This window comes from Bradyrhizobium sp. USDA 4354, from assembly GCF_054060315.1.
On the sequence record NZ_JBSSDC010000001.1, the window covers coordinates 7,715,522 to 7,740,017 of the forward strand.

Consider the following 24,496-nt stretch of genomic DNA (forward strand, 5'->3'; position numbering starts at 1 on the left):
TCCGAGGCTACGGCGGGAGCGCGCAAGGTGCGCTCCCGCTCGCGACGAATGTGCGATCAGAAAATCTTGACCGCGCTCTCCAGCGTCTTCCACACACCCCAAGCCAAGGGAACGCCGACGAAGGCCCAGAACAGCGCCGCCTTGCCGTCGAGCCCGCCAAAGCCGATGCCGTAGGAGCCGTGCGGCCCCGCGGCTGCAGCGCTGGCGCTCGCCGCCTGCAACTTGGCGACATCGGCGTCCTTCATGTGCCACTTCGAATCGACCGGCTTGATCAGATAGTTGCAGACCAGGCCCGCGATCAGCATCGCGCACAGGATGTACATGGTGGTGTTGTAGAGCTGGTCGCGCGGCACGCCGGCCGCGAGCTGGAACTCGCGGATGTAGTTGACCACGACGGGGCCGATGATGCCCGCCGTCGACCATGCCGTCAGCAGCCGGCCGTGGATGGCGCCGACGAACTGGGTGCCGAACATGTCGGCAAGATAGGCCGGCACGGTCGCGAAGCCGCCGCCATACATCGACAGGATGATGCCGAAGCCGACCACGAACAGCAGCTTCGAGCCCATCGCCGCGAAGGTCGGCGCCAGCGCATAGAGCGCGATGCCGAGGACGAAGAACGTGTAGTAGGTGTTCTTGCGGCCCATGAGGTCCGACATCGAGGCCCAGAAGAAACGGCCGCCGATGTTGAACAATGACAAGAGACCGGCGAAGCCCGCAGCGATCGCTGCGATCGCTGCTTTCTGTTCAACCGAAAGCTGGCTGAAGGTCAGCTCCGGATGCCCGATCAGCTTGCCTGCGAAGATCTCCTGCAGCATGGGCGAAGCCATGCCGATCACGCCGATGCCCGCCGAGACGTTCAAGCAGAGCACCCACCAGATCAGCCAGAATTGCGGGGTCTTGTGCGCGTTGTTGAGGTGCACATGATGCTCGGTGATCATCGACTTCTTCTCACTCGGCGGCGTCCAGCCCTCGGGCCGCCAGCCGGCCGGCGTCACGCGATAGGCGAAGGCGCCGATCATCATGAAGACGAAATAGACCACCCCCATCGTGACGAAGGTCTCCCAGACACCGACGGAAGCGGCCGTCTTGAAGTAGTTGATCAAGAGATTGGCCAGGGGCGCACCGATCATGGCGCCGCCTCCAAATCCCATGATGGCCATGCCGGTCGCCATGCCGCGGCGGTCCGGAAACCATTTGATCAAGGTCGACACCGGTGAGATGTAGCCGAGCCCCAGTCCGACGCCGCCGATCACGCCACAACCAAGCCACATGATCCAGAGCTGGTGGACGTAGACGCCGAAGGCACCGATCAAGAGCCCGCCGCCCCAGCAGCAGGCGGCGACGACGCCCGCCTTGCGCGGACCGGCGCGCTCGAGCCAGCCGCCCCAGATCGCGGCGGAGACGCCTAGCAGGACAAAGAACAGCGTGTACATCCACCCGAGGCTGGCGACCTTCCAGTCACAGCTCGTCGTGAACAGCTCCTGCCACAGCGACATGTCCGGGCAGGCCTTCGGCGCCGCGATGCCGATCGCGCGCGACAGCGGCAGCCAGAACACCGAAAAGCCGTAGGCCATGCCGATGCACAGATGGATGCACAGCGCCGCCGGCGGCACCAGCCAGCGATTGAAACCGGCCGTCGCGATCGTGCGTTCACGATCGAGCAAGCCGGAAGCACCAACCGGTGCAAGAACGGTATCGGCTGTCGTCATAAGCATTCCCTCCCAGGCGCGGCCTTGCCGGCACATCAGTTTGAGACCGGTCGTGTGCGTGCTTGGCAGCCGCGCATGACAGGTCGGACTTCATGTCGAAGCGGAATTATCCGGTGCGCATCGCTTCATGTGCGCCGCAAGCTGCTGATCGCCGACGATGTCCCATCGCCTCGCAAGCAGCGTTGCAGTGACGGCTAGCGCGCCCTCATCCCCCTCAACACCCTGTCTTGAGATGAGCAACGCACGTGCCAGAAGCCGCATCGTGATGTTTCAACGACTTCCCGCAGCGCAATGTGCTGCGCCGGACAGAATGTCCCGAGATCCTCGGACAAAATGTCCAATCAGGTCGCTTCCGGCAGCCACACCGTGAATGTGCTCCCGGAACCGACGCGGCTTTCGGCCGTGATCTGTCCGCCCTGGCGCTTGATCAGCGTCTGGCTGATGGAGAGGCCGAGCCCCGTGCCTTGCCGCCGTTTCGTGGTGTAGAAGGGGTCGAATATCTTTTCGATCACCTCAGTGCTCATGCCGATGCCGGTATCAGTGACCTCGATGGCGACACCTTGTTGGCCGTCGCGCTCGGCATCGAAGGAGCGGAGCGTCAGGGTTCCGCCTTCCGGCATGGCGTGGATCGCGTTGACGATGAGATTGACCAGGACCTGCTGCAGCTCGTTGCGGTTCATCAGCACGAGCCGGTTGGCGCGGTCGTCCCTGACTACAGTGATCTCGGTCTTGTTGAGAAGGTGCTGTACCAGCGGCAGACAGTCGGAGATGATGCTGGCCGGCGCATGGCGCTCGACATAGCCCGCATATTCCTCCGGCCTTGCAAACTGCAACAGCTTGGTCACGATCTGGCTGATGCGGTGAATCTGCTCGTCGAGCAGGCGAAACTCGACCTTCGCCTTGTCGGCATCGGCTCCGAACACGCTGCGGATGACGTCGAGATTGCCCTGCATCACCGCGATCGGATTGTTGATCTCGTGGGCAACGCCGGCGGTGATCTCGCCAATCGCAGCCAGCTTCTCCGACATGATGAGCTGCTTGGTGGTTGCCTCGAGCTTGAGATTGGCGTGCTCCAGGTCTCGGGTGCGCTCCCGCACGCGGACGTTCAGTTCCTCATTCCATTCGCGGAGCTGTCGGTCGCGTTCCTGGATCTGGTCGAGCAGGCTGTCGAGATGAACCGCGACGCGGCCGATCTCGTCGCCCAGCACCGGCATCTTGGTGCGGGCGGAGAGGTTCCCGCGCTCCACCTCGGTGATCGTCGCCGTGACGCGCTCCAGCGGCATGAAGATGGAGCTCGCCCAGCGCAGGAAGATCGGTACCGTCGCGGCGGTGATGATGATGAACGCTGCGATGATGATCAGCAATGTCTGGTATTTGGCTTCGCTGAACGGCTTCTCCAGGAAGCCGACATAGAGCATGCCGACCCGCTTGCCGTAACTGTCGACCAGCGGCTCGTAGGCGGAGATGTACCAGTCATTGACCACGAAAGCGCTGTCGAGCCAGGTGCGCCCCTCGCCCAGCACGGCCGAGCGCACCGCCGCCGATACGCGCGTGCCCAGCGCGCGCCGCCCCTCGAAAAGGCGGACGTTGGTCGATATCCGCACGTCGTCCAGGAACAGCGTCGCGGTGCCCTGGCTGCCCTCCGGCAGGCTCGCCGCGCGATAGACGAGATCGTTGATCGTGTCGATGAACTCGAGATTCTGGTTGAGCAGGGTGCCTCCGACCAGCGCAGCGGCACCCCCGTCAGGCAGCATCGCCCGGCTCGCCGCGTGCACGACCATGCCGCGCGTCTCCGCGCTGCGGTCGGTCGGCACCGCGTTCGGGGTCGGCACGAGGTCCAATCGCGCGCGCTCGGCCAGGGCCGGCGAAATTGCGGTCAGCTCGTCATTGCCGAAAATGTCGATGCCCGTTGCAGGGACCTGGTCCGACAGTGCCGAGGCGATGATCGGCCAGTCGCTTCTCGGCCGATGCTGCAGCGGCGGCGATGAGGCCAGAACGTCGCCGCGACCGTTGGTCAGATACAGGAAATCGAGACCGATTTCCTTGCGGGTCTCGTCGAGCAGATCCTGCAGGGAGCCGCGCGCATCCGGCGCCAGCACCTCGTGGAAGCGGGCCGACAGGCTGAGCGCCCGCAGCTGGACGCCGGTCTTTTCCAGGATGCGGGCAAGATATTGGTGAGCGATGGTGAGATCGCCGTTCACCTTGGAGATCAGAGTCGCGTCGAATTTCGCGTTCCAGCGATAGATCGCAACGCCGAGCAGGAGGGGCAGGATAACCAGCATCGGCAGCAGCGCGATCGCGAGCAGCCGGAAGCGGACGGAGCGTCCCCGCACCGGCTCGCCGCTGCCGGCAGCATCAGACATCCCACAACGCGCATTTGCGGTCGATGGTCTTGCGCGAGATCCCGAGGCGCCGCGCCGCCTCCTCGCGATTGCCGTTGACTTCCTTCAGCACGCCGAGAATGTGACGGCGCTCGAGCTCCGCGAGACTGTCGGCAGGCGCCGACTGACCGTCGTTGCGGGGACCGGCGAAATCGTCGGGGAAGGCGCCGAGGATCAGCGTGCGCTCGATCAGGTTACGCAGCTCGCGCACATTGCCCGGCCAGTCGTAGCTTGCGAGCGCCGCCCGCACCGAGGCGTCGATCGGCACCGGCGGCATGCCGAGCTGAACCGACAGCTTGCTCATGAAGATGGCGGCAAGCTCCTGCACGTCGTCGCCGCGATCCTTCAGGAGCGGCAGGCGGATCTGCATCACGTTGAGCCGGTAGAACAGATCGGCTCGGAAACGGCCCTTCTCGACCTCCTTCTGAAGCTCGGCATTGGTCGCGAAGATGAAGCGCAGATCGACCGGAACTTCACGCTCTGAGCCAACCGGACGGACGCGGCGGTCTTCGAGCACGCGGAGCAGCTTGCTCTGCATCGGCAGCGGCAGTTCGCCGATCTCGTCGAGGAACAGCGTGCCGCCATGCGCATACAGGAATAAGCCCTCGCGCCCCGAATCGGCGCCGGTGAAGGCGCCCTTGATGTGTCCGAACAGCTCGGCCTCGATCATCTCGGGCGGGATCGCCGCGCAATTCACGGGCACGAAGGGCTTGTCGGCGCGATCGGACAGCGAGTGGATCGAGCGCGCTGCCACTTCCTTGCCGGTGCCGGATTCGCCGGTGAGAAGAACCGAGGTCGGCAGGCGCGCGACGCGTGCGATGGTCTCGCGCACGCGCAGCGTCGCTGCCGATTGTCCGATCAGATTGTCACGCAGGAAGGTGCGGTCGGATGAGGCACGCAAGGCATAGCGCAGGACATAATTCTCGCGCTGCAGGCGGACACGGTCGAGGCATCGTGCCACCGCGTTGAGGATCTGGTTGGAGCGGAACGGCTTGAGCACGAAATCGGCCGCACCGGCGCGCAGGGCCTGGATCGCGGTGTCGAGGTCGGCATAGGCGGTGATCAGGATGGCGTCGGCGAAAAAGCCGACGGCGCGCTGCTCGGCGAGCCAATCGACGCCATTTTTGCCCGGCATGATGTTATCGAGAATGACGACGTCGTAGCGGTTGGAATCGAGCTTGCGCGAAGCCTGGTCGGTGTCGGCCGCCTCGTCCACCAGCTTGCAGCGCGGCGCAAGCGTGCGCACCAGGAAATTGCGCATGCCCGGCTCGTCGTCGACGATCAGGATGGAGGCCTGCGCCAGCGCGCCGAACTCCGGCCCTGCAGCCGTCTTGCCGAGCTTGACGGCAGGCTCGCGCCCCACCGCGGGACTTGCGGCTGCACTCGCCCTCGATGTTGAGAAAGTCATGCCCGATGTCTTAGGTTTGAGAGTCTTGGGTTTGAGAGTCTTGGGTTTGAGAGTCTTGGGTTTGAGCTCCATCCACCGCAATAATCGGCGCCTTTCGCATTGCAGCGAAGCTCCGGTCGTTTCCCCGCAGGCGCAGCATAGTCAAACGTCGCCGCCGTGAACATTCGCCTTTCTAAGGGGCGTCGCTCTTCTCGACCAGGAACACGATGCGCGCCTCGTTGCGCTCGGTGATCTCGACCTTGTCGCCGGTCTCGCGAATCAGGTTCGGAATGTCAATCACCGACAAGGGATCGGTGCAGTGAACCTCGAGTTGATCACCCGGCCGCAAAGGCTTGAGCGCCTTGCGCGTCTTGAGGGCGGGCAGCGGGCATTTCAGCCCGGTGAGATCGAGCGTCGTTCTGGTCATGGCCGCAACATGGCGGGACGAAGCGATGGCGTCAACGGAAGGCCTCTAGAGCAGATCGGCGTAGGACAGGAAGCCCACGTCCTGGCCCGGCTCGACATTCGTAATGTCCTCGCCGAGTTCGACGAGGCCGTCGGTGTCGACCAGCGAGGACAGCAGCCCGGCCCCTTCGCGCGGGAATTTGATCGCCTCGAGCCCGCCGTCCTGTGCGCGCCGCAGCGAGGCGCGCACATATTCGCGCCGGCCTGCCTTCTTCTTGTAAGTGAACGCCGCCCGCAGCGGGATGGGCGTCAGCGGCTCCGGCAGGCCCCCCGCCAGCGCCAACGCCGTCGGTCGCACCACATGGACAAACGTCACGAAGCTCGCGACGGGATTGCCGGGCAATCCAATCAGCGGCACGCCGTCAATGATGCCCATCGCCACGGGACGGCCGGGCTTGATCGCCATCCGCCACAGCACCAGCGAGCCGATGCTCTCCACCGCCGCCTTGACATGATCCTCCTCTCCAGTCGAGACGCCGCCGGTGGTGAGGATCAGGTCATGGTGACCTGCAACCTGCTTCAAGCCGTTTGCAAGCGACGTTCGCTCATCGCGCAGAATGCCGAGATCGCTGACCTCGCAGCCGAGCCGCCGCAGCATCGCCATCAGCATGAAGCGGTTGGAATCGAACAGCTGCGAGGCGGCGCGCGGCTCGCCGGGCGAGGCCAGCTCGTCGCCGGTCGAGAACACGGCGACACGGATGCGCCTGACGACGTCGAGGTGCGTCAGGCCGAACGCGGCGGCAAGGGCGACATGCTGCGGCCGCAAGCGCTGGCCGCCGCGGAGCGCGACGTGACCTTGCGGGATGTCCTCGCCTGCGGGACGGACATTGGCGCCGGGCTTCAGGCCCGGCGGCAACACGATCTTGCCGGACTCATCGATGCGGACGTCCTCCTGCATGAAGACGGTCCCTGCATCCGGCGGCATCGGCGCGCCGGTGAAGATGCGCGCGGTGTGACCGGGCTTGATTGGCGCTTGCGCAACGCCGCCGGCCTGGATGCGACCGTCGAGCGGGAACGCCTGCTCTGCGCTTGCCAGAAGGTCGGCGTTGCGCACGGCGTAACCGTCGACCGCGGAGTTGGTGAAGGGCGGCAGCGGCAAAGGTGCGGCCAGATCGCGCGCGAGCACGCGCCCGTCGGCATCGACCAGCGCCACAGTCTCGAGATCGGCAATCGCGTTGACGCGCGTCGTGATGAGGCGAACGGCCTCGTCGACCGACATCATCGGTCCGCCGAAGGCAAAGCAATCGTCCGACAGTTGCGCCATGGTGCCTCGTCAGCGTATCGCGGTGCTTCTTGCCACCGCTTCCTCGACCGGCATCGCTGCCCGCAGCAGCAACGCGGCTACGGCGGGGATATCATCGAGATGGACGGTCGGCAGCCGGGTTTCAACCGCGGTGTCGGTCGCAATCCCGGCAATCCCTGGATCGTCCGGAAACAGCAGCGGTTTGCCGTTGGCGGCACGATGCACCTCGATCTTGCGATGCGGCTCGCGCTTGAAGCCCTCGACCACGACGAGGTCGACCGCGGAGAGCTTGCTCAATAGTTCCGGCAGTCGCGGCTCTGCCGCGCCGCGCAATTCATGCATCAAGGCCCAGCGATTCGACGAGGCCACCAGCACCTCGGCCGCGCCGGCCTCGCGATGCCGCCAGGAATCCTTGCCGGGCACATCGACGTCGAACTGGTGATGCGCATGCTTGATCACGGAGACGCGCAGGCCTTGCGCGCTGAAATGCGGGATCAGCCGCGTCAACAACGTTGTCTTGCCCGCACCGCTCCAGCCTGCAAGGCCGATGACTTTCATAACCGTTCGATCTCCGCCAATGGCTCGCCAGCCGATGGAACCCGCCGGCCTATCCCCGTCATTGCGAGCGAAGCGAAGCAATCCAGACTGCCGCCGCGGAAAGATTCTGGATTGCTTCGCTCCGCTCGCAATGACGAGCGGAGGCATTTTGCCCATTCCCGAGCATGCTTATATCGGCTTGACCCGAATGTCATGCTAACCTCGCGGGCCATGATGAAGATCGACAAAGCCCCGGTGCCCCTGATCGTCCCCAATCCGGACGACCCGCGCCTGACCCAGAGCGTGACCGGCACCGACCAGACCGGCGCCAGGGTCGAGATCAAGGTCCCGATGGAGCGGCCGCTGACGCTCTACCTGAACGCCCAGGAGATCGTCACCATGATGACGATCGGCGACTACCCCGAATATCTGGCGCTCGGCTACCTGCTGAACCAGAACATGCTGAAATATAACGACGTGGTCACCGAGGTCGAATACGACGACGACCTCCAGGTGGTCGTGGTGCGCACCGAGCACCACACCAATTTCGAGGCCAAGCTGAAGAAGCGCACGCAGACCTCGGGCTGCGCGCAGGGCACCGCCTTCGGCGACCTCCTGGAGGCAGTCGAGAGCGTCGCGCTGCCGAAGGCCGAGCTGCGCACCTCCTGGCTCTATCAGATGACGCAGACCATCAACACCATGCCCTCGCTCTACCTCGAGGCCGGCGCGATCCATGGCTGCGTACTGTGCAAGGAGGGCACCCCGCTCTGCTACACCGAGGACGTCGGCCGGCACAACGCCGTCGACAAGATCGCAGGCTGGATATACCGCCACGGGGTCGATCCCTCCGACAAGATCCTCTACACCACCGGACGTCTCACCTCGGAGATGGTGATCAAGACCGTCCGCATGGGCATTCCGATCCTGGTGTCGCGCTCCGGCTTCACCGCCTGGGGCGTCGATCTCGCAAGGCAGGTCGGGCTGACGCTGGTCGGCCGCACCCGCGGCAAGCGTTTCATCGCGCTTGCGGGCGAGGAGCGCATCGTCTACGACCAGAACCTCGCTTACGTCGAGGAGGAGTCGGCCAAGCACAAGCGCAAGGGCGAAGGTGGTGACGACTAGGACTCCGATGACAAGTGTTCCGTCGACTCTTGGCGTGCTGCTCGCCGGCGGGCTCGCACGGCGCATGGGCGGCGGCGACAAGCCGATGCGCACCATCGGCGGGCGCACCATTTTGCAGCGCGTGATCGCGCGCCTTTCGCCCCAGTGCAACGGGCTGATTCTCAACGCAAACGGCGACCCCGCTCGCTTTGCTGGGTTCGGCTTGCAAGTCGTCGCCGACGACGTGCCCGGCTTTCCCGGCCCGCTCGCCGGCATCCTCGCCGCGCTCGACTGGACCGCGGCGAACCGGCCGGAGATCGAATGGGTGCTCAGCGCCGCCGGCGACTGCCCGTTCCTGCCGCGCGATCTCGTCGCACGGCTGCATGACGCACGCGCGCGTGAGAACGCACAGCTTGCGGTCGCTGCGTCAGGCGACCAGTCGCATCCGGTGATCGGGCTGTGGCGCGTCGCCTTGCGCGAGGAGCTCCGCCACGCGCTGGTGGTCGAAGACCTCCGCAAGATCGACCGCTGGACCGCGCGCTATCCGCTCGCAACGGTGACGTGGTCAACCGAACCGCTCGATCCGTTCTTCAATGCCAACACGGTCGAGGATATCGCCGAGGCCGAACGGCTGGCAGCGCTGGATGACGCGTCCTAAGGCGGTGCATTGAGCTCCTGGCCATGAACCGGACCGAGCAAGGGAACGACCAATAGCCGGACGTTGCCCCGGATGAGCCATGGCCAACTCTCTCTTGGACGTCATATTCGATGTCGTCGATCTCGCGTTCGATGTCTCGGACACGATCGATCGCACGAAACAGCTAAGCAAGCCTGACATCGTCGAGGTCCCGCCGGACCCAAAGCCGCTGCCGACCGCCGCGCGGCGTGTGCTGGCCGAAGCCGAGGAACGGGAGCGCAAGCGCGACCAGTCCGATCAGGCCGCCAGCGGCATCGACCAGACATCGTAGCCATAGACCCAGCTGGTATCTACGCGGGGCGGAAGCCTGCTCGCTTCAGCGCCGCACGCGCCTCGTCCGAGCCGAGCGCGTCGAGAAAGGCCTGCACTGCCGGCCGGTCCTTGCGCGCCGTCACCAGCGCGAAGTCATAATGCTCTTCCGCCAGCGGAATGAAACCAAGGCTGGCCGCATCGGCGACCGGCGCAATCGTCATGCCCCAGTCGGCCCGATGCTGCGCCACGGCCGCCGCAACCGCGTTGTGCGAACGCGGCTGGTTCCAATAACCTTCCGGCCGCACGCCGCCGAGCAGCCGGTCGATCAGGATGCGCGTGCCGGCGCCCTGGTTGCGGTTGACCATGATGCAGGTGGGGTCCGCGAGCGCGGCAGCGACCGCCTCCTTCGCGTTCAGGCCCTCGAAGCGCGTGTCGCCCTTGCGAAAGACAATGCCCTGCATCCGCCGCCAGCCGGGGACGAGCTCGAGCCCCTCGACGAGATAGGTCGTGTTGTAGGTCTCGCTTCGATCGTCGAACAGATGGATCGGCGCGAGGTCGCACTCGCCACGCTTGGCCGCTGCGAGGCCGCCCAGGCTGCCGACCGAAATGGAACGCACGGTCAGGCCGGCATGCGCGAGCGCTGCGGTGACGCGGTCGAGGCCGGTGCAATGGCTGCCGACAATGACGAGATCGGGTACGCGCACATGCGGCGTGAACAACGTCACTTCGGCCTTAGTCCCGGCCGACATCTGGTCGGCGAGTGCGTCGATGCGCAGAAAACCGTCGGCCTGCGCAAACGACGTGATCGCACCAGAGCCCTTGCCGGAGGGATAGGCGATCAGGCCATCCCTGCCCTGGACCAGCGAGACCATCACGAATTCGGTGCGGCCGAGCTCGGAGGCGATGCGCACCGGCACGGTCGCGTTCACCTTGGCATCGGAGCGCGGCGGCAGGCCGGCCATCCTGCGCAGCACCGGCACGATCAAGTCGTGGAAGGTAAACATCGCCGAGGTTGGAAAGCCCGGCAGGATCACCACCGGCTTGCCGTCGCACACCGCAAGGCACAGCGGCTTGCCGGGCTTGAGCGCAACGCCATGCGCAATGATGCCGGGCGCGCCGAGTCGGCCGATGATGCGATGGGAGAGATCGCCCGCGCCTTTCGACGTGCCGCCCGACAGCACCAGCATGTCGGCGTCTTCAAGCGCGCGCCGCATCGCGGCTTCGAGCCTGGCTTCATCATCGGGAATGGCACCGAGGAAGACCGCCTCGCCGCCGTTCTCGTCGACCGCGGCCGTGACGATGGCGCCGTTGGTATCGTAGATCTCGGCAGGCCCGAGCGGCCGGCCGGGCTGAACCAGCTCGTCGCCGGTGGAGATCACGGCAACCCGCGGCCTGCGCGCGACACGCACCTCGGCAATGCCGCAAGCCGCCAGCATGCCGATCTCGCGCGAGCCGATGATGGTGCCGGCGCGCAGCAGCGCCTCGCCGCGCGCGATGTCGGATCCGGCGTACGAGACGAATTGCCCCGGTGAGGCGGCGCGACGGACTTCGATCGCATCGAGGCCGGCCGGCTGGGTGTGCTCGACCATGACCACGGCATCGGCGCCGCGCGGCAGCGGACCGCCGGTGGCAATCGGCGTCGCGGTCCGGGCCGCCACCTGCAGCGTCGGCGCCGTGCCGCAATGAATGGTCTCGCCATTGAGCGCGAGGCGCACGGGCGCGCCCTCGCCGGCCGTCGCAAGGTCGGCAGAGCGCACGGCAAAGCCGTCGACATTGGAGCGGTCGAACGGCGGCACGTCGATCGGTGCGGTGATGTCTTCGGCGAGCGCCGCGCCGAGCGCAGCAGCGAGCTTGCGCAATTCGCTTCCAGGCGCGCGCGGGAACAAGGCCGCCTCGAAGCGCGCCAGGGCCTCCTCGCGCGAGAGGATCTTGAGGAACTGCTCCTGTTCGAGCGCGCTGCGGTCTGGTGATTTCGGGATCATCGTCATGCCAGGACCCATATCACTCCCGCATCAGATGCGCATCGACCGGCGTACCTGCCGCAAATCCCTCGTGACTGGCGGGAATGAGCAGCCATGCGTCCGCACGGGCGATTGCCTGAAGCGGCCATTCGCCCACGGCAAGCGGCAGCCAGGCACGATGTTCCTCGGCCAGCAAAGCCATCTCAGTGATGCCGACACTGGATGCGATTTTTCGCGCGAGCGGCAGGGACACTTTCAGGCGCGGCCGGCGCGCCGACAAACGGTCGACGAGCGGCAGCACGAGCGCGAGCCACGCCGCAAACGCTTGGTCGGGCGACCCGGGCAACGCGACCACGGGAACTCGTCCCACCCGCCCGATCGCGGCGGTGCGTCCGGGCTGGAGCGCAAGGCCGTGCGCCATCACCTCGCCGCGCTGGGCCAGGGCCGCGATGGCAGTATCCTGGCGGCCGACGCCGCTACCGCCGATGGTCAGCAGAACATCGCAAGAGGACGCATCGAGCACATCGGCAACCGACGCTTCATCGCGTGCACGAGCTTGACGCGTTTCTACGTCCAATCCCGCTGCGCGCGCGATCCCGGCGATCAGATGCATCGTTGCCGTTGCGCCCGGCACGTTCACGATGTGCATCCGCGGCCGCCGCACGCCGATTTGCTCCAGGCCCGCGACGCGCGCGAGCAGCAGATCGGCCGCACCGACGGGATGGCCCTCGGCGCCGGCAGGCGTTCGTTCCACGATGTCGCTGCCGGCGCGCCGGACGCCCTGTCCGGGCACGCCCTCCGCCAGCACCTGGGCAAGCGGCCCCGACACCTCCACCGCGTCGGCATCGAGCACACAGTCGCATCCCGCCGGCATCGCGTCACCGGCCTCGACCCACGCCGGCACTTCTACCAAAGGCAGCGGCGCGTAAGCGGACGCACCGACGAGATCATTTGCCGATAGCGCCCAACCGTCTGCGGCCGCGATGTCGCGCGAAGGATAGGCGGCAAGCAGCGGAGTGCCCGCCGCGATGCAGCCGATCGCGTCCGCCAGCGGCACCTCCACCGGCGCGACGGGATCAACGCCTCGCAACAATGCGAGCGCGGTGTCGAGCGGCGTGAGCGAGGACGGCAGGCGCTGGGTCATGCGCCATGATGGACCATGCATCGGCCGGTTTGGCAACCGCCGACGATGCCGGCCTCAGCCGCCCGACCTGTCCGAATTGGGAAAGAACAGCTGCTGCCCGTCGACCTTGTAGCCGGCGATCGCCGTCTGCCCCTCCGGCGACGTCAGCCAGTCGATGAAGTTCTGCGCGAGGTCCTTCTTCACGTTCGGGAACTTCGCAGGATTCACCAGCATCACGCCATACTGGTTGAGCAGCCGCCTGTCGCCTTCGACGACGATGTCGAGATCGCCGCGATCCCTGAAGGCGATCCAGCTCCCGCGATCCGACAGCACATAGGCATTCGCGGCGCGCGCGGCGTCGAGCGCCGAGGCCATGCCCGGCCCGGCCTCGCGATACCAGGCGCCCTTGGCGCCGGCGATGTCGATGCCGGCGACGATCCAGAGCGCGAGCTCCGCGGCGTGGGTGCCCGACCGATCGCCACGCGTCACGAACGGCGCGCCCTTGGCTTCGATCGCCTTCAGCGCCGTCGCGATGTCCTTGCCTTTCACGCCCGCGGGATCGCTCTTCGGCCCGATCAGCACATAGTCGGTGTACATCACGTCGTAGCGCTTCACGCCAAAACCGTCGGCGACGAATTTCTCCTCCTGAGGCCGCGCGTGCATCAGCACGACGTCGACCTCGCCCCGTCGCGCCCCATCGAGCACTTCGTCGGCGCGCCGTGCGATCACGGTTACGGCGACGCCGGTCTTCTCGCGGAAGATCGGCAGCAGATAGTCGAGCAGGCCGGACTCCTGCGTCGCCGTCGTCGAGGCGAGGACGATGCCGCGCTCCTCCGCGGACGATGCCGCAACGCCCGCGGCAAGGCCGCAGAGAAGCGCAAATGCAACGGACAGGCGGCCCATGACCGGGGTTCCCCTTAGCTGTGACGCGATCATGATGATGATCGATTGCGCCGCACTCGTGACGCGTTTTCACGCTGCCCAGCCGGGAAATTTCGGCAACGCCGCCGAGGCGCGCCGCGCGAGCGATCTCTTCAGGATCGTTCACCAAAGCAGAAATCGCGCGTGCGGATGTGTTGCAAAGCAGCGAGATGATCGGGCATGGTTCCCGCGGACCAAAATCTGAAATGCAGAATTCCACCTGCGTCGGACGTCAAAAAGAAGCAAGAATTTGCATAGGAATGCAGGATGGAATTCCTGACGACCAGCGAAGCCGCCGATTACCTTCGGCTCGGCGAACGCAAGCTTTACGAACTCGTCACCACCGGTGCGATCCCCTGCAGCAAGGTGACGGGGAAATGGCTCTTCCCGCGGCACGAACTCGACCTCTGGGTCCTGTCGGGCCTCGCGCGTCCGGCCGGCATGTTGAGCACCGAGCCACCGCCGGTCGTCGGCGGTAGCCAGGACGAACTGTTGGATTGGAGCTTGCGCGAATCCGGCTCAGGGCTCGGATCGATGAGCGAGGGCAGCGCGCGCGGGCTCGAGCGCTTGCAGCGCAACGAGGTGATGGCTGCGGCGGTGCACTTCCACGCCCTGGACGCCTCCGACAATCTCGCCAGCGATGCCAGTGTCGAAGCCGTGCGGGCAGCTCCCGACCTGCACGATGCGGTGCTGGTCGCGTTCGTACGCCGCGAAGCGGGCCTGGTGCTGCCACACGGCAATCCCAAGCACCTGCACGGCCTGACCGACGTGCTCGCAACTGGCGCCCGGATGGCGATGCGACAACAGGGCACGGGTGCGCAAATGCTGCTCGACGTGCTCCTGAAGCGCGCGGGCGCCTCGACGCGGGATTTGCGCCGCATCGAGACGCCGGCGCTGACCGGCCCGGATCTTGCCGAACTGGTCCGCGCCGGCCAGGCCGATTGCGGCGTCGCGACGCGCGCCGCGGCACGCTCGGCCGGTCTCGATTTCCTGCCGCTGGTCTGGGAGAACTTCGATCTTGCGATGCGGCAGCGCAGCTATTTCCGCCCTGGCATGCAGGCCTTGCTCCGCTTCCTGAACGAACGGCGGCTGCGCCAGCGAGCCGAGGAGCTGACCGGCTACGATCCCTCGCCCGCAGGACTGATCCGCTTCGCGGCCTGACGTTGACGCCCGCCCCCAAATAGTTGCAAAAGAAACCAATTCAGCCGGGCATACCCGGACGCAACACCGGCCAACGAGCCGGCTCACGGGAGGACAAGCGTGAATCCAATCAGATTTGGACGGCCGGTCGCGGCCGCCTTTGTCGCGATGCTCTTGCTGCCGACCACGGCAATGGCGCAGGTTTCCGACGACGCCGTCAAGATCGGCGTGCTCACCGACATGAACGGCCCCGCCTCCGCGCCGACCGGACAAGGCTCGGTGACGGCGGCGCAGATGGCGATCGACGATTTCGGCGGCACCGTGCTCGGCAAGCCGATCAGCGTCGTGATCGGCGACCACCAGCTCAAGGCCGATGTCGGCGGCGCCATCGCGCGGCGCTGGTACGACGTCGACCAGGTCGATCTGATCGTCGACGTGCCGGTCTCGGCGGTCGGACTCGCGGTGCAGAACATCGCCAACGAGAAGAAGCGGCTGTTCATCACCCACTCCACCGGCACCGCGGACTTCCACGGCAAGTTCTGCTCGCCTTACGCGATCCAATGGGTGTTCGACACCCGCGCGCTCGCGGTCGGCACCGCGGATGCCGTGGTCAAGCGCGGCGGCGACAGCTGGTTCTTCATCACCGACGATTACGCCTTCGGCCATTCGCTGGAGCGCGATGCCTCCGCCGTCGTCACCGCCAATGGCGGCAAGGTGCTGGGCTCGGTGCGGCCGCCGCTGGCAACGCCCGACCTCTCCTCCTTCGTGCTGCAGGCGCAGGCCTCCAAGGCCAAGATCATCGGCATCGCCGCCGGTCCCCCCAACAACATGAACGAGATCAAGACCGGCGCCGAGTTCGGCGTGTTCAAGGGCGGCCAGCAGATGGCGGCGCTGCTGGCGCTGATCACCGACATCCACGGCCTCGGCCTGCAGGCCGCGCAAGGCCTGCTCCTGACCACGTCGTTCTACTGGGACATGGACGACAAGACGCGCGAATGGTCGAAGCGCTATTTCACCAAGATGAACAAGATGCCGTCGATGTGGCAGGCCGGCGTCTATTCCAGCGTGATGCACTATCTCAACGCCATCAAGGAGACCGGCACCGACGATCCGCTCAAGGTCGCGGCCAAGATGCGGGAGAAGCCGATCGAGGATTTCTTCGCGCGCAACGGCAAACTGCGCGAGGACAATCTGATGGTGCACGACCTCTGGCTGGTGCAGGTGAAGACGCCGGAGGAGAGCAAATATCCGTGGGACTATTACAAGATCCTCACGACCATCTCCGGCGACAAGGCGTTCGGTCCGCCGGACCCGGCGTGTTCGCTGGTGAAGAAGTGACTCGATCTCTGTGTCCCGGACGCGCTGCGGCGCGAAGTGCCGCTGCGCAGAGCCGGGACCCACAACTCCGCCCGTGCACGCTGGGCCCCGGATCAGTAGCGCATCACGCCGCAAGCGCGGCGCGCTGCGCAGCATCCGGGACACGAGACTGCGGTGTCATTTCACCACGCCGATCTCGCGAAAATACTTCATCACGCCGGGATGGATCAGCTCCGGCTTCGGCGCGGCCGCGACCGTGTTCGCGGCCGTGGTCTCGCAGGCCTGCGCGAGCCTCTTGCAGAACGTCGCCTCGACGCCGTGCAGCGTCTTTGCGAGCCGATAGGCGACATCGTCAGGCAGATCCTCGCGCGTCAGCACAAAGCTCCAGGAGCCGAGCGAGGCGATCGGCTCGATCTGCTTCGGATAGGAGCCGGCCGGCACGGTGAGCGGCTTCAGGAACGCATGCTTGGCGCGGATGCGGGTGATCTCTTCCGTGCTTGGCGCGATGAAGCGCGCGCCTGATGCGCTCGAGGCCACTGCGGCAAAACCGGGCCAGCCGATGCCGGCGCCCCAGAGCGCAGCGACGCGGCCGTCCTCGACCATCGCCGGGCCGTCGCCGGCGCGATCGAGATAGACGGCCTTGAAGTCCTCGTCCTGCTTCAAGCCGAGTCCGTCCAGCACATAGCGCGCCAGGATCGGCAGGCCGGAGCCTTTGGCGCCGAACGCGACGGGCTGGCCGACGAGATCGGCAATCGTCTTGTAGGGACTGTCGGCGCGCACCACGAACATGCCGGGATTGGAATAGATCGCGGTGAGGATCTTCAGCGCTACCTTCGCACGGCCGATGCCGGCAAAGGCCTCATAGGCCGGCTCGCCCGCGACCAGCGCGAGATCGAGCTCGCCCTTCTCCAGCAGCGGGATGTTCTCGTTGCTGCCCTTGGTGTTGCGGGGGACGATGGACATTTGCGGATCGGCCGCGTTCATCACCTCGGCGAAGGCGTTGCCATAGAGCGGGAAGCCGCCGCCGGGTGTCGCGGTGCCGAGGCTGAGTGTCGTGGTCGGAATGGCCGTGCCTCCGGTTTGGGCGGCGGCGGGGCTTGCGAGCAGCGCCGCACTGATGAGGATCATCGCGAATCTCATGGTCGCTCCTGGCGGACCTGCGTCAACACCGGCTCGGAGACGATGTAGGCAGCGACCCGATTTTGTGAAAGCATGCAGCCAACGACAATAGAACAATGGGAGGTGTCATGTTGCGAATTTTGCGTCAGCGTGTTTTCGGGCTCGCAGTCCTCTTAGGTCTTTTCAGCGCCACCTCTCCCGCCGCCGCCGGCTACCCCGACCGTCCCGTGCACTGGCTGATCGGCTTTTCCGCCGGCGGCCCGGTCGATATCGTGGCGCGGATCATGGCGCAGTGGCTGTCGGATCGTCTCGGCCAGCAATTCATCGTCGAAAACCGCACCGGCTCCGGCGGCAACATCGCCGCCGCCGCCGCGATCAATTCGCCGCCGGACGGCTACACGCTGCTGTTCGTCGCGCCCAACAACGCGATCTCGACCTCGCTCTACAAGAAGCTGCCGTTCGACTTTTTGCGTGACACCGTGCCGGTGGCCAGCATCATGCAGCTCACCAACATGCTGGTCGTCTCCAACGCGTTTCCGCCGAAGACGGTTCAGGAGTTCATCGACTATTGCAAGGCCAACCCGGGCAAGATCTCCTTTGCCTCGTCCGGCAACGGCACCTCGGTGCACATGTCGGCCGAGCTGTTCAAGGTGATGACGAAGTGCGACATGGTGCACGTGCCCTATCGCGGCTCGGCCATCGCCTTCCCCGACATCATCTCCAACAAGGTGCAGCTGATCTTCGACAATCTGCCCTCGGCCATGGAGCAGGTGAAAGGCGGCAACGTCCGCGCGCTTGGCGTGACCTCGCCGCAGCGCTGGCCGAGCGTGCCCGACGTGCCCGCGATCGCCGAGACCGTGCCGGGCTTCGAATCGGTCGGCTTCTACGGCATCTCCGCGCCGAAGGGCACCCCGCCCGAGGTGATCGAGATCCTCAACAAGGCGGTCGGCGAAGCGCTGAAGGATCCGAAGCTGATCGCCCGTCTTGCCGAGACCGGCGGCATCCCCAAGCCGATGACGCCCGCCGAGTTCGGCAAGCTGGTCGCGGATGAAACCGAGAAGTGGCGCAAGGTGGTCGAGTTCGCCGGGGCGTCGGTGGACTAGGCGGCGCTCCGCCGCCGAGCCCGGCCGCACCGCATTTGAGGGGGCCAACAGGCCCCCTCAAACAAAGTTGCGAAAACAACCCCATGCACAGTAGACGAGGCCAGTTATTTCAATGGGTTACGGCCCACCTCGAAAAAACCTGCGAAAAGGCGGTTTGCTTCGTCGGGCAAAACAGGGTTATACAGGCATCATCGCAAATTTCGGGTATTCAAAATGACCCATGATGCCGTGCCGGCGTTCCCATCCGCCAGAGCCAGCATTGCACCCCCGCCTCAGGCCCTGTAAACGAACCGCGCACCGTTGCCGGCCGCGCTTAGCCGCGGCCGCCTCGCGGCGGGGCCTGTAGCTCAATGGTTAGAGCCGGCCGCTCATAACGGTCTGGTTGCAGGTTCGAGTCCTGCCGGGCCCACCAGCCTTCGCCCTTCGGGCTACGCATGGCGCAGCCAAGCAGGGGCCCGAAGGGCGAAGTGTGTCCGGCATTGCTGGCGCGCAGCGGAAGCGACGACGGACTTCTGCAGCGAGTTCGGCTAAGCAGGCCAACGCCACACATCAAAGTAAGCATGCGAAGGCAGCCGCCCCGGACTGACGGTCGAAGCAGTTCGTGCTTGCAACTCCAAGGACCTTTTCGATAAATTTGCGACCATGACCACCTTTGCTCAAGCCCCGGAGAAAGAGGCTCGTAGGCTCCGGTGGCTACCCCTTGTTGCAGCTATTGCCACGGTTACGACTGCGACTCCCCTTGCGTGGGACAGTAAGAACTTTGGCACGTTTCTGCTTGTCATCTCAGTCTACTTGCCCGCGGTGGCATTAGTTGGCCTCGGCCTCTGCATCTGGGCAGGAGTTGAGAGGAAATCACCCCGAGCCCGTTCGATCGTAGTCTCGCTGGTGGTCATGCTCACGCTGATCGGCGGAACATTCTGGGCAGTGCCGCCGGCGAAGGATGAACTTCGGTTTCTGACTTGGTCTCTCACTCACAGCGACGCACTGCGAGGGTTCGCGGACAGGGACTCGGTTATGCTGGATTGGGAAAGCTGGGGGATGGCAGGTATAGAGAACGACGCTTACCTCGTCTCGAACCCGAGCGATAACCTGACTCAGGACGCCGGAGCTTCGGAATGGCTCCGCCACGTCGGATCAAGTTGCGAAATCGTTGCTTCGAAGCGGATGCGTCGTGGAATCTATATCGTCACGACTTACAATTGTCCGCTGCGATAGGGAATATCCAGGTGAAGAGCGGAAAGCATCGGTGAAGATACGGTGACAGTGCTGGACTGCACCCCTTGTTCCGTATGTTGCCGTCCACCCCTGAAGAAAAGCAGGCGGTGAGCCGGCGGAGTCGCTGCGAGTGCAGTATTCGCGCGACTCACGCCTCAAAGACGAAGCGTGTGCCGGTATAGGCCCGGAGCAGCTTGGACGGCATCTCGGTTCTGGCGATCTCCCAGAAGGGTTCTCCCGTGCAGTGCATCGGAATGACGTAATCGGGGTCGATCTCCTTGAGTGACGTGATCGTTTCCCGCACATAGTCCTCCTTGTACGGCGCGAGATGGAATCCGCCCATTACCGCATGAACCTTTTTCACCCCTGAGGCCACCTGAGCCTGCTTGACTGCATTCACGACGCCGCGGTGGCTGCACGACGTCAGCACCACCAGCCCGCGTCCTTTCAGATTGAAAGTGGTTGCGATCTCGTGACGGAATTCGTCGGGGACGACACCCTTGGCGCGATCCTCTGCCGAGACCCGCTGGGGATAGCAGCCAAATCCCTGTTCGACGCCGACCTTCATTGCGCTTGGGGACAGCAATTTCTCGAAGCTGGTCAGCCGGATTTGGCCGCTCGTAAACCCGTGGTCGGCGACCAGCGCCGGTCCCTCGGCGTAGGTGACGGTCACGTTGGCATCGTTCAGTGCCTTGCGGTCGAGCGCGCCGAAGTCTCCCCGCACCGGTGGCGCCGTCCACTCGCGCGAGCAGAAGCAATCCTCGCCGCCAACATAGAATGGAAGCCTCGTTTTCAGCTTGCCGCTGTTTTGCTTCATGAAGCCGACCAACCCACCGAAATGATCGTAATGACCATGACTCAGGACGAGGGCGTCAATCGCCGCAGGGTCGATTCCCAATAATTCAATGTTGTTGTCGAGCGCTTCCGGCGTGAAGCCGAAATCTACCAGAATTTGGCGTCGGTCGTTTCCGAGTTGGGATTCGACGTGCATTGAAAGACCAAACTCGCTGATCAGCGTCTTGCGCGGCGGTTTGCCACCACCGATGCCCCACCCAAACCGCTGAATATCGACGTTACCGGTCTTCGTGCTGGGCGCCACCGCGATCTGATAGCTGTCGATGACGACGCGCACCGCAACACGGTCGACCTCGGGCACGGGACCAGAAATCGGCTCGGCCCGCGCCGGCCTCGCACCGCCGAGCAGCGAGGCAACGATCGCGCTGAAGACGGCAGCACCACCTCCGCAAACAACATCCCGTCGATGCATGGATCGAGGCATGGATATGTCTGTGTTGTCGATCAGCATGACGCCATCCTCCATCGGTTAGCGTTGACGGCCTACAGGCGGCCGCTGACGGACTGCAACGGAGCCCGTGCATTCGCGCCGGCCCGCTGCCTCATGCGCGTTGGAAGGGGTCTGCAAAAAAGGGCAAGTTCTGTGCGGTCAATGTTCGTGTGCGAGATCGCCGCCGCTATGACCGCACGGGCGGGCGACACACCTTCAGTCTGCCGCGCGAGACACGCGCAAACCCACGAGTGCATGACAAAACAATGAGAACTTCCTTCGGATCCGGATCCATTACAAGACAGCATGACTGCCGAAATCTCGCGATGGCATTTCCTCACCGGTAGCAATCGGCGCCACGTCAGCTCTTGGCCCTTCTCTTGGCCCTTCTCTTGGCCCTTCGCGGCATATTTGCGCCGCCGCACGAGCTTGGTCGCCAACGGGAGGAAGCGGACGCAACCTTCATCGCTTTATAGGCACACGGCCTAGTGAAGAGGTCCAACTGACCGGAGACCAAGCCGGCCTCTTGAGTAACTTCTCCAGTGAGCCGTCAGGATTTGCAACCTGTTTTCACAACCGTGCAAATTGCGCTTGAACGGTAAGCGTCGTTTCACTCCCACCTTCTCTTGGCGTTTGTGATGGGCGAGGCTCGCGATCGAATCGAGCCATCGCAAGGCGAGCCTTTTCCTGCTCAGCAAGACGGGCCGCCCGCGAAGTCATGCTGACTGATCGATGGCGCGACTGGCAATAGTGGCTGCTGCTGCCCCAGCGCCGCTATTTCGTGGTTATTCGGCGCGTTGGCGTCACGGTGCTGGTCGGCGCCATCGGCGAGACCGAAAACGTCAGCCACGTATTCCAGCCGGGCGGCCGATTCTCTGCGGCGAACTCCCCGTACCCTTTAAGGTTCAGATAGCCCTGCATGTCGCCTACGGGAAACAGAAAGCCGATTTGCGGTCCGACCGCCAATACCCGGGACCGAAAGCCGCCCAAGGCGGGGTGCTGGCCGAAGTCATCGGTGATCTGCTGATAGGCATAACCCACAAGACCGATGAAAGCCTGCTTTGATAGAAACTGGGAGGCACCCCAATCCACGTGGAGGTCGATGCCGTTCTGGTACTGGGTGTCCTGGTTCTTGAAATTATAGGTGACGCCTGCGACAGCCGAAAACTCGTGGCCGGCCTGCGGATTGAAATACGTGTAGCCGCCACCGGCGTCGATGGCGGCGTGACCGATGCCGAGATTGGCGAGGCGGGTTGGACTGTAAGCCCCGACCGGAATGTCTCCCGTTACGTAAGTCATGAAGTTGTGCACGCCGGCGTTCCACTTGAGCGTTGCCAGCGGGTAGAGGTCGCCAACCGATGTGATCGAATCGCCGAAGCCGCCGGTGCGCGTTACCGCCAGCGGGCCGATTGCCGTTGTCAGCGTTCCGGCAAGATCTGCGCTCGAGCGTCCGAACAGTCCGGTCACGCCGATGGCGAGTTGTCCGCCAAGCACCGGCGTTGCGAACGTGTAAGTGGGGTTGAGGAGGACGAGATCCGCCTGCGCATTCAGCCGCAGGTTCAGGTCGACGTTCACTGTTGCAGGGATTCTGCCGACGTGGATTTCCCTGGCTGCCGCTGCATTGCCGAAAGCACTTACGCTGGTGTGATAGTAAACTTCCGCCATCGACCAGCCGGGGACCTGAGGAGTCGCCGCAAGGCTGCTGAAGCGGCCGGGAAGCCAGTATGAAACTCCACCTTCGTCGGCATGGACAGTTGCCGCCGAGATTGATGCCATCACGATCACCATCGCCATGGCCGCATGTCTGACCGGGAAACAGATACGTCGCTTTGTCTCGATTCGTCGAATGGGCTGTCCCCTTGTTCGAAGATCAACGCGGCACATCACCCCCCCCCCCCTGCATTTTCGAGGAACGAACCTTTGCTGCCCACAATGATCGTTCATCTCGCGCGGTACAGCGCAAATCCGGAACACTTGGACTCATGCCGGCGCTGTGGCCCCGGCATGGGTCCAACTTCTCAAGCCTCGACCTTCCTGGCGGCAGGAACCGTCCATGTGCCGTTGATGATCGACGGGTCCGTTTCCTGCGGCCAATACATGCGCAACATCAGTATGAAATCTCCCGAAGGCGCGGGGAGCCAGTTGGACTCCTTGTCCTTGCCCGGAGAATCCTTCTGGATGTAGAGATCGGTTGAGCCGTCCGGATTCTCCTTCAAATCTTCACGAGCGCTGATCGAGTAGCGGTTGAGCGGATTCTTCACAAAGAAGTAGCCGCTGTCGTACATCGTAAGCGACCAAAATCCTTCCGCAGGAGGCAGATGCCCCTTGGGAAACCGCATGACGTATTTGTTCGCGCCATTGTACTTGTGGCCATCGGCGTCCTTTTGCGAGGTCGGATAGACCGCGTCCTGCGGACGGTTGGCGCCGAGTCCGATCGCGGTCACCAAAGCCCGCATCAGATAGTCGGTGCCATAGATGCCGGTTTTCGTCGTAAAAGCAAAGCCATTCTCGTCCTTGATGGCCTTGTTGATCTTGAACTGGAGCATGATCCTGTCGAACGACACCTCAGGCACGCGCTTCAGGAAGTCCGCCTTCAGCTTGCTCTCATCAAAATCCTGTCCGGAAACGATGCCAATGCGGGCAAATTTGGCAAGCTGAGGCGCGTCGGCTGCGTATGGCGGATTGGTCTTCATGAGCTCGCACAGCAGCTTGAAATACGACACCGCGTCCATGCGGTTGACCTGCTCGCGGACAGCCGTCTTCATGTCGATCGACGGATCGACTTTTCCCGCAGGCGGCGTGTACGGCTTGCCGTAAGCACTGAGCGGTACGAGCTTGCACTCATCCTGCAGCTTGTGGACGGCGGCGTAGTCCTCCGGCGTGCCGGTGCAATAGATGCGGCCGAGCAGCCACACGATGTTGGTGGGCGATTTGTACTCCTTCACACCGGCCGGCAGCGTGCCTTTCCACCCGGGCCCCGTGATCGCGTAGGTTTGCGCACCGGTGCCGGTGGTGCGCTTGCCAGGCACCTGAAACACCGTGGTCCAGCCGTCCAGCATCGGCATCAGGAAGTAGCGCCCCTTCATGTCCGGGATGCTCAGGACCCACGGTTCTTTCCCGACATCGAAGAAGGAAGTCGTGTACAGCGTGTCCGCGTTCGGCGCGGTGACATCCCTGAACGAGGCGTCGGGATACTGGCGCAACTTGATGATCTGGCCCATCGGGCCGCGTGTGCCCACGGGCTCGGCGACGTTGGTGATGATCCGGCGGGTCATCTCCATCGTCACCAAGGGGTAGCCGAATATGTAGGCGTCGCTGGCGAGCCAGAAATCCTCCAGGCCTTGCCCCACCCCGACGAATGAATCCTGGGCAAGGGCCGATCGTGTTGCGGCAGCTCCTGCCAGCAGCCCCATTCCACCAAATGCAAGGGATCGACGGGTGATGTTCATCGCTATCTCCTTCCTGATACGAATACAATGACGAGTAGATGTGAGGCTCAAGCCCTGCGGGACGAGGCAGTCAGGATGAATTGCGCGGAGC

Annotated in this window: 20 protein-coding genes and 1 tRNA gene; 8 read left to right on the top strand and 13 right to left on the bottom strand. The window is 64.4% G+C overall.

The window, feature by feature from the left end:
• Positions 1-56 precede the first annotated feature (56 nt).
• The 6 genes from ACVIIV_RS35800 to mobB all read right to left on the bottom strand — a co-directional run bounded on the left by ACVIIV_RS35800 (position 57) and on the right by mobB (position 7,743).
• Positions 57-1,709: an OFA family MFS transporter gene (locus ACVIIV_RS35800; RefSeq protein WP_456748400.1), complete on the bottom strand. Its 1,653-nt coding sequence runs from the start codon at positions 1,707-1,709 to the stop codon at positions 57-59.
• Positions 1,710-2,050: 341 nt separating this feature from the next.
• On the bottom strand, positions 2,051-4,072 hold the full coding sequence (locus ACVIIV_RS35805; protein ID WP_456748401.1) for a sensor histidine kinase: 2,022 nt from the start codon (positions 4,070-4,072) through the stop codon (positions 2,051-2,053).
• The gene (locus ACVIIV_RS35810; protein ID WP_456748402.1) at positions 4,065-5,498 is read right to left on the bottom strand and encodes a sigma-54-dependent transcriptional regulator; all 1,434 of its coding nucleotides are present in this window, start codon (positions 5,496-5,498) and stop codon (positions 4,065-4,067) included. The genes ACVIIV_RS35805 and ACVIIV_RS35810 overlap by 8 nt, the downstream gene beginning before the upstream one ends.
• A 172-nt stretch (positions 5,499-5,670) precedes the next feature.
• Positions 5,671-5,904 carry a sulfurtransferase TusA family protein gene (locus tag ACVIIV_RS35815; protein ID WP_183710984.1) on the bottom strand — a complete coding sequence of 78 codons (234 nt, stop codon included), beginning with the start codon at positions 5,902-5,904 and terminating at the stop codon, positions 5,671-5,673.
• A gap of 45 nt (positions 5,905-5,949) precedes the next feature.
• Positions 5,950-7,206 carry a molybdopterin molybdotransferase MoeA gene (locus ACVIIV_RS35820; protein WP_456748403.1) on the bottom strand — a complete coding sequence of 419 codons (1,257 nt, stop codon included), beginning with the start codon at positions 7,204-7,206 and terminating at the stop codon, positions 5,950-5,952.
• Positions 7,207-7,215: 9 nt separating this feature from the next.
• On the bottom strand, positions 7,216-7,743 hold the full coding sequence (mobB, locus tag ACVIIV_RS35825) for a molybdopterin-guanine dinucleotide biosynthesis protein B (protein WP_456748404.1): 528 nt from the start codon (positions 7,741-7,743) through the stop codon (positions 7,216-7,218).
• Positions 7,744-7,953: 210 nt separating this feature from the next.
• Here mobB and ACVIIV_RS35830 point away from each other — a divergent pair, with 210 nt between their 5' ends.
• The 3 genes from ACVIIV_RS35830 to ACVIIV_RS35840 all read left to right on the top strand — a co-directional run bounded on the left by ACVIIV_RS35830 (position 7,954) and on the right by ACVIIV_RS35840 (position 9,791).
• Complete coding sequence (locus tag ACVIIV_RS35830) at positions 7,954-8,844, top strand: formate dehydrogenase accessory sulfurtransferase FdhD (RefSeq protein ID WP_456748405.1); 891 nt, start codon at positions 7,954-7,956, stop codon at positions 8,842-8,844.
• A gap of 7 nt (positions 8,845-8,851) precedes the next feature.
• Positions 8,852-9,481: a molybdenum cofactor guanylyltransferase MobA gene (mobA, locus tag ACVIIV_RS35835; RefSeq protein WP_456748406.1), complete on the top strand. Its 630-nt coding sequence runs from the start codon at positions 8,852-8,854 to the stop codon at positions 9,479-9,481.
• A 79-nt stretch (positions 9,482-9,560) separates the two neighbouring features.
• Positions 9,561-9,791, top strand: a complete 231-nt coding sequence (locus ACVIIV_RS35840; RefSeq protein WP_456748407.1) for a hypothetical protein — start codon at positions 9,561-9,563, stop codon at positions 9,789-9,791.
• A 19-nt stretch (positions 9,792-9,810) separates the two neighbouring features.
• Here ACVIIV_RS35840 and ACVIIV_RS35845 read toward each other — a convergent pair whose 3' ends face one another.
• From ACVIIV_RS35845 to ACVIIV_RS35855, 3 genes are read right to left on the bottom strand one after another with little or no spacing between them, the layout of a single operon-like run.
• Positions 9,811-11,760: a molybdopterin biosynthesis protein gene (locus ACVIIV_RS35845; RefSeq protein ID WP_456748408.1), complete on the bottom strand. Its 1,950-nt coding sequence runs from the start codon at positions 11,758-11,760 to the stop codon at positions 9,811-9,813.
• 13 nt (positions 11,761-11,773) lie between these two features.
• Positions 11,774-12,877, bottom strand: coding sequence for a molybdopterin-binding protein (locus ACVIIV_RS35850; RefSeq protein WP_456748409.1), 1,104 nt, complete (start codon positions 12,875-12,877; stop codon positions 11,774-11,776).
• 54 nt (positions 12,878-12,931) lie between these two features.
• Positions 12,932-13,759, bottom strand: a complete 828-nt coding sequence (locus ACVIIV_RS35855) for a substrate-binding domain-containing protein (protein WP_456748410.1) — start codon at positions 13,757-13,759, stop codon at positions 12,932-12,934.
• Between ACVIIV_RS35855 and ACVIIV_RS35860 the strand changes: the two genes are divergently transcribed.
• The 3 genes from ACVIIV_RS35860 (at position 13,758) to ACVIIV_RS35870 (ending at position 16,255) form a co-directional block, all read left to right on the top strand.
• The gene (locus tag ACVIIV_RS35860; protein ID WP_456748411.1) at positions 13,758-13,982 is read left to right on the top strand and encodes a hypothetical protein; all 225 of its coding nucleotides are present in this window, start codon (positions 13,758-13,760) and stop codon (positions 13,980-13,982) included. The two genes, ACVIIV_RS35855 and ACVIIV_RS35860, sit on opposite strands and share 2 nt — an antisense overlap.
• A gap of 62 nt (positions 13,983-14,044) precedes the next feature.
• Positions 14,045-14,938 carry a substrate-binding domain-containing protein gene (locus ACVIIV_RS35865; protein ID WP_456748412.1) on the top strand — a complete coding sequence of 298 codons (894 nt, stop codon included), beginning with the start codon at positions 14,045-14,047 and terminating at the stop codon, positions 14,936-14,938.
• Between the two features lie 99 nt (positions 14,939-15,037).
• The gene (locus tag ACVIIV_RS35870; protein WP_456748413.1) at positions 15,038-16,255 is read left to right on the top strand and encodes an ABC transporter substrate-binding protein; all 1,218 of its coding nucleotides are present in this window, start codon (positions 15,038-15,040) and stop codon (positions 16,253-16,255) included.
• 156 nt (positions 16,256-16,411) lie between these two features.
• On the opposite strand, the gene ACVIIV_RS35875 is transcribed toward ACVIIV_RS35870, so the two are convergent.
• Positions 16,412-17,374: a TAXI family TRAP transporter solute-binding subunit gene (locus ACVIIV_RS35875; RefSeq protein ID WP_456748414.1), complete on the bottom strand. Its 963-nt coding sequence runs from the start codon at positions 17,372-17,374 to the stop codon at positions 16,412-16,414.
• A gap of 107 nt (positions 17,375-17,481) precedes the next feature.
• Between ACVIIV_RS35875 and ACVIIV_RS35880 the strand changes: the two genes are divergently transcribed.
• On the top strand, positions 17,482-18,456 hold the full coding sequence (locus ACVIIV_RS35880) for a Bug family tripartite tricarboxylate transporter substrate binding protein (RefSeq protein ID WP_456748415.1): 975 nt from the start codon (positions 17,482-17,484) through the stop codon (positions 18,454-18,456).
• A 336-nt stretch (positions 18,457-18,792) separates the two neighbouring features.
• Positions 18,793-18,868 (top strand) — tRNA-Ile (locus ACVIIV_RS35885).
• Positions 18,869-19,819: 951 nt separating this feature from the next.
• On the opposite strand, the gene ACVIIV_RS35890 is transcribed toward ACVIIV_RS35885, so the two are convergent.
• From ACVIIV_RS35890 to ACVIIV_RS35900, 3 genes are all read right to left on the bottom strand, one after another.
• On the bottom strand, positions 19,820-20,977 hold the full coding sequence (locus ACVIIV_RS35890) for an MBL fold metallo-hydrolase (RefSeq protein WP_456748416.1): 1,158 nt from the start codon (positions 20,975-20,977) through the stop codon (positions 19,820-19,822).
• A 753-nt stretch (positions 20,978-21,730) separates the two neighbouring features.
• A complete protein-coding gene (locus ACVIIV_RS35895; RefSeq protein ID WP_456748417.1) occupies positions 21,731-22,750 on the bottom strand; it encodes a SphA family protein in 1,020 nt (339 codons plus the stop codon).
• A 224-nt stretch (positions 22,751-22,974) separates the two neighbouring features.
• On the bottom strand, positions 22,975-24,405 hold the full coding sequence (locus ACVIIV_RS35900) for a DUF1254 domain-containing protein (protein ID WP_456748418.1): 1,431 nt from the start codon (positions 24,403-24,405) through the stop codon (positions 22,975-22,977).
• Between the last annotated feature and the right edge of the window lie 91 nt (positions 24,406-24,496).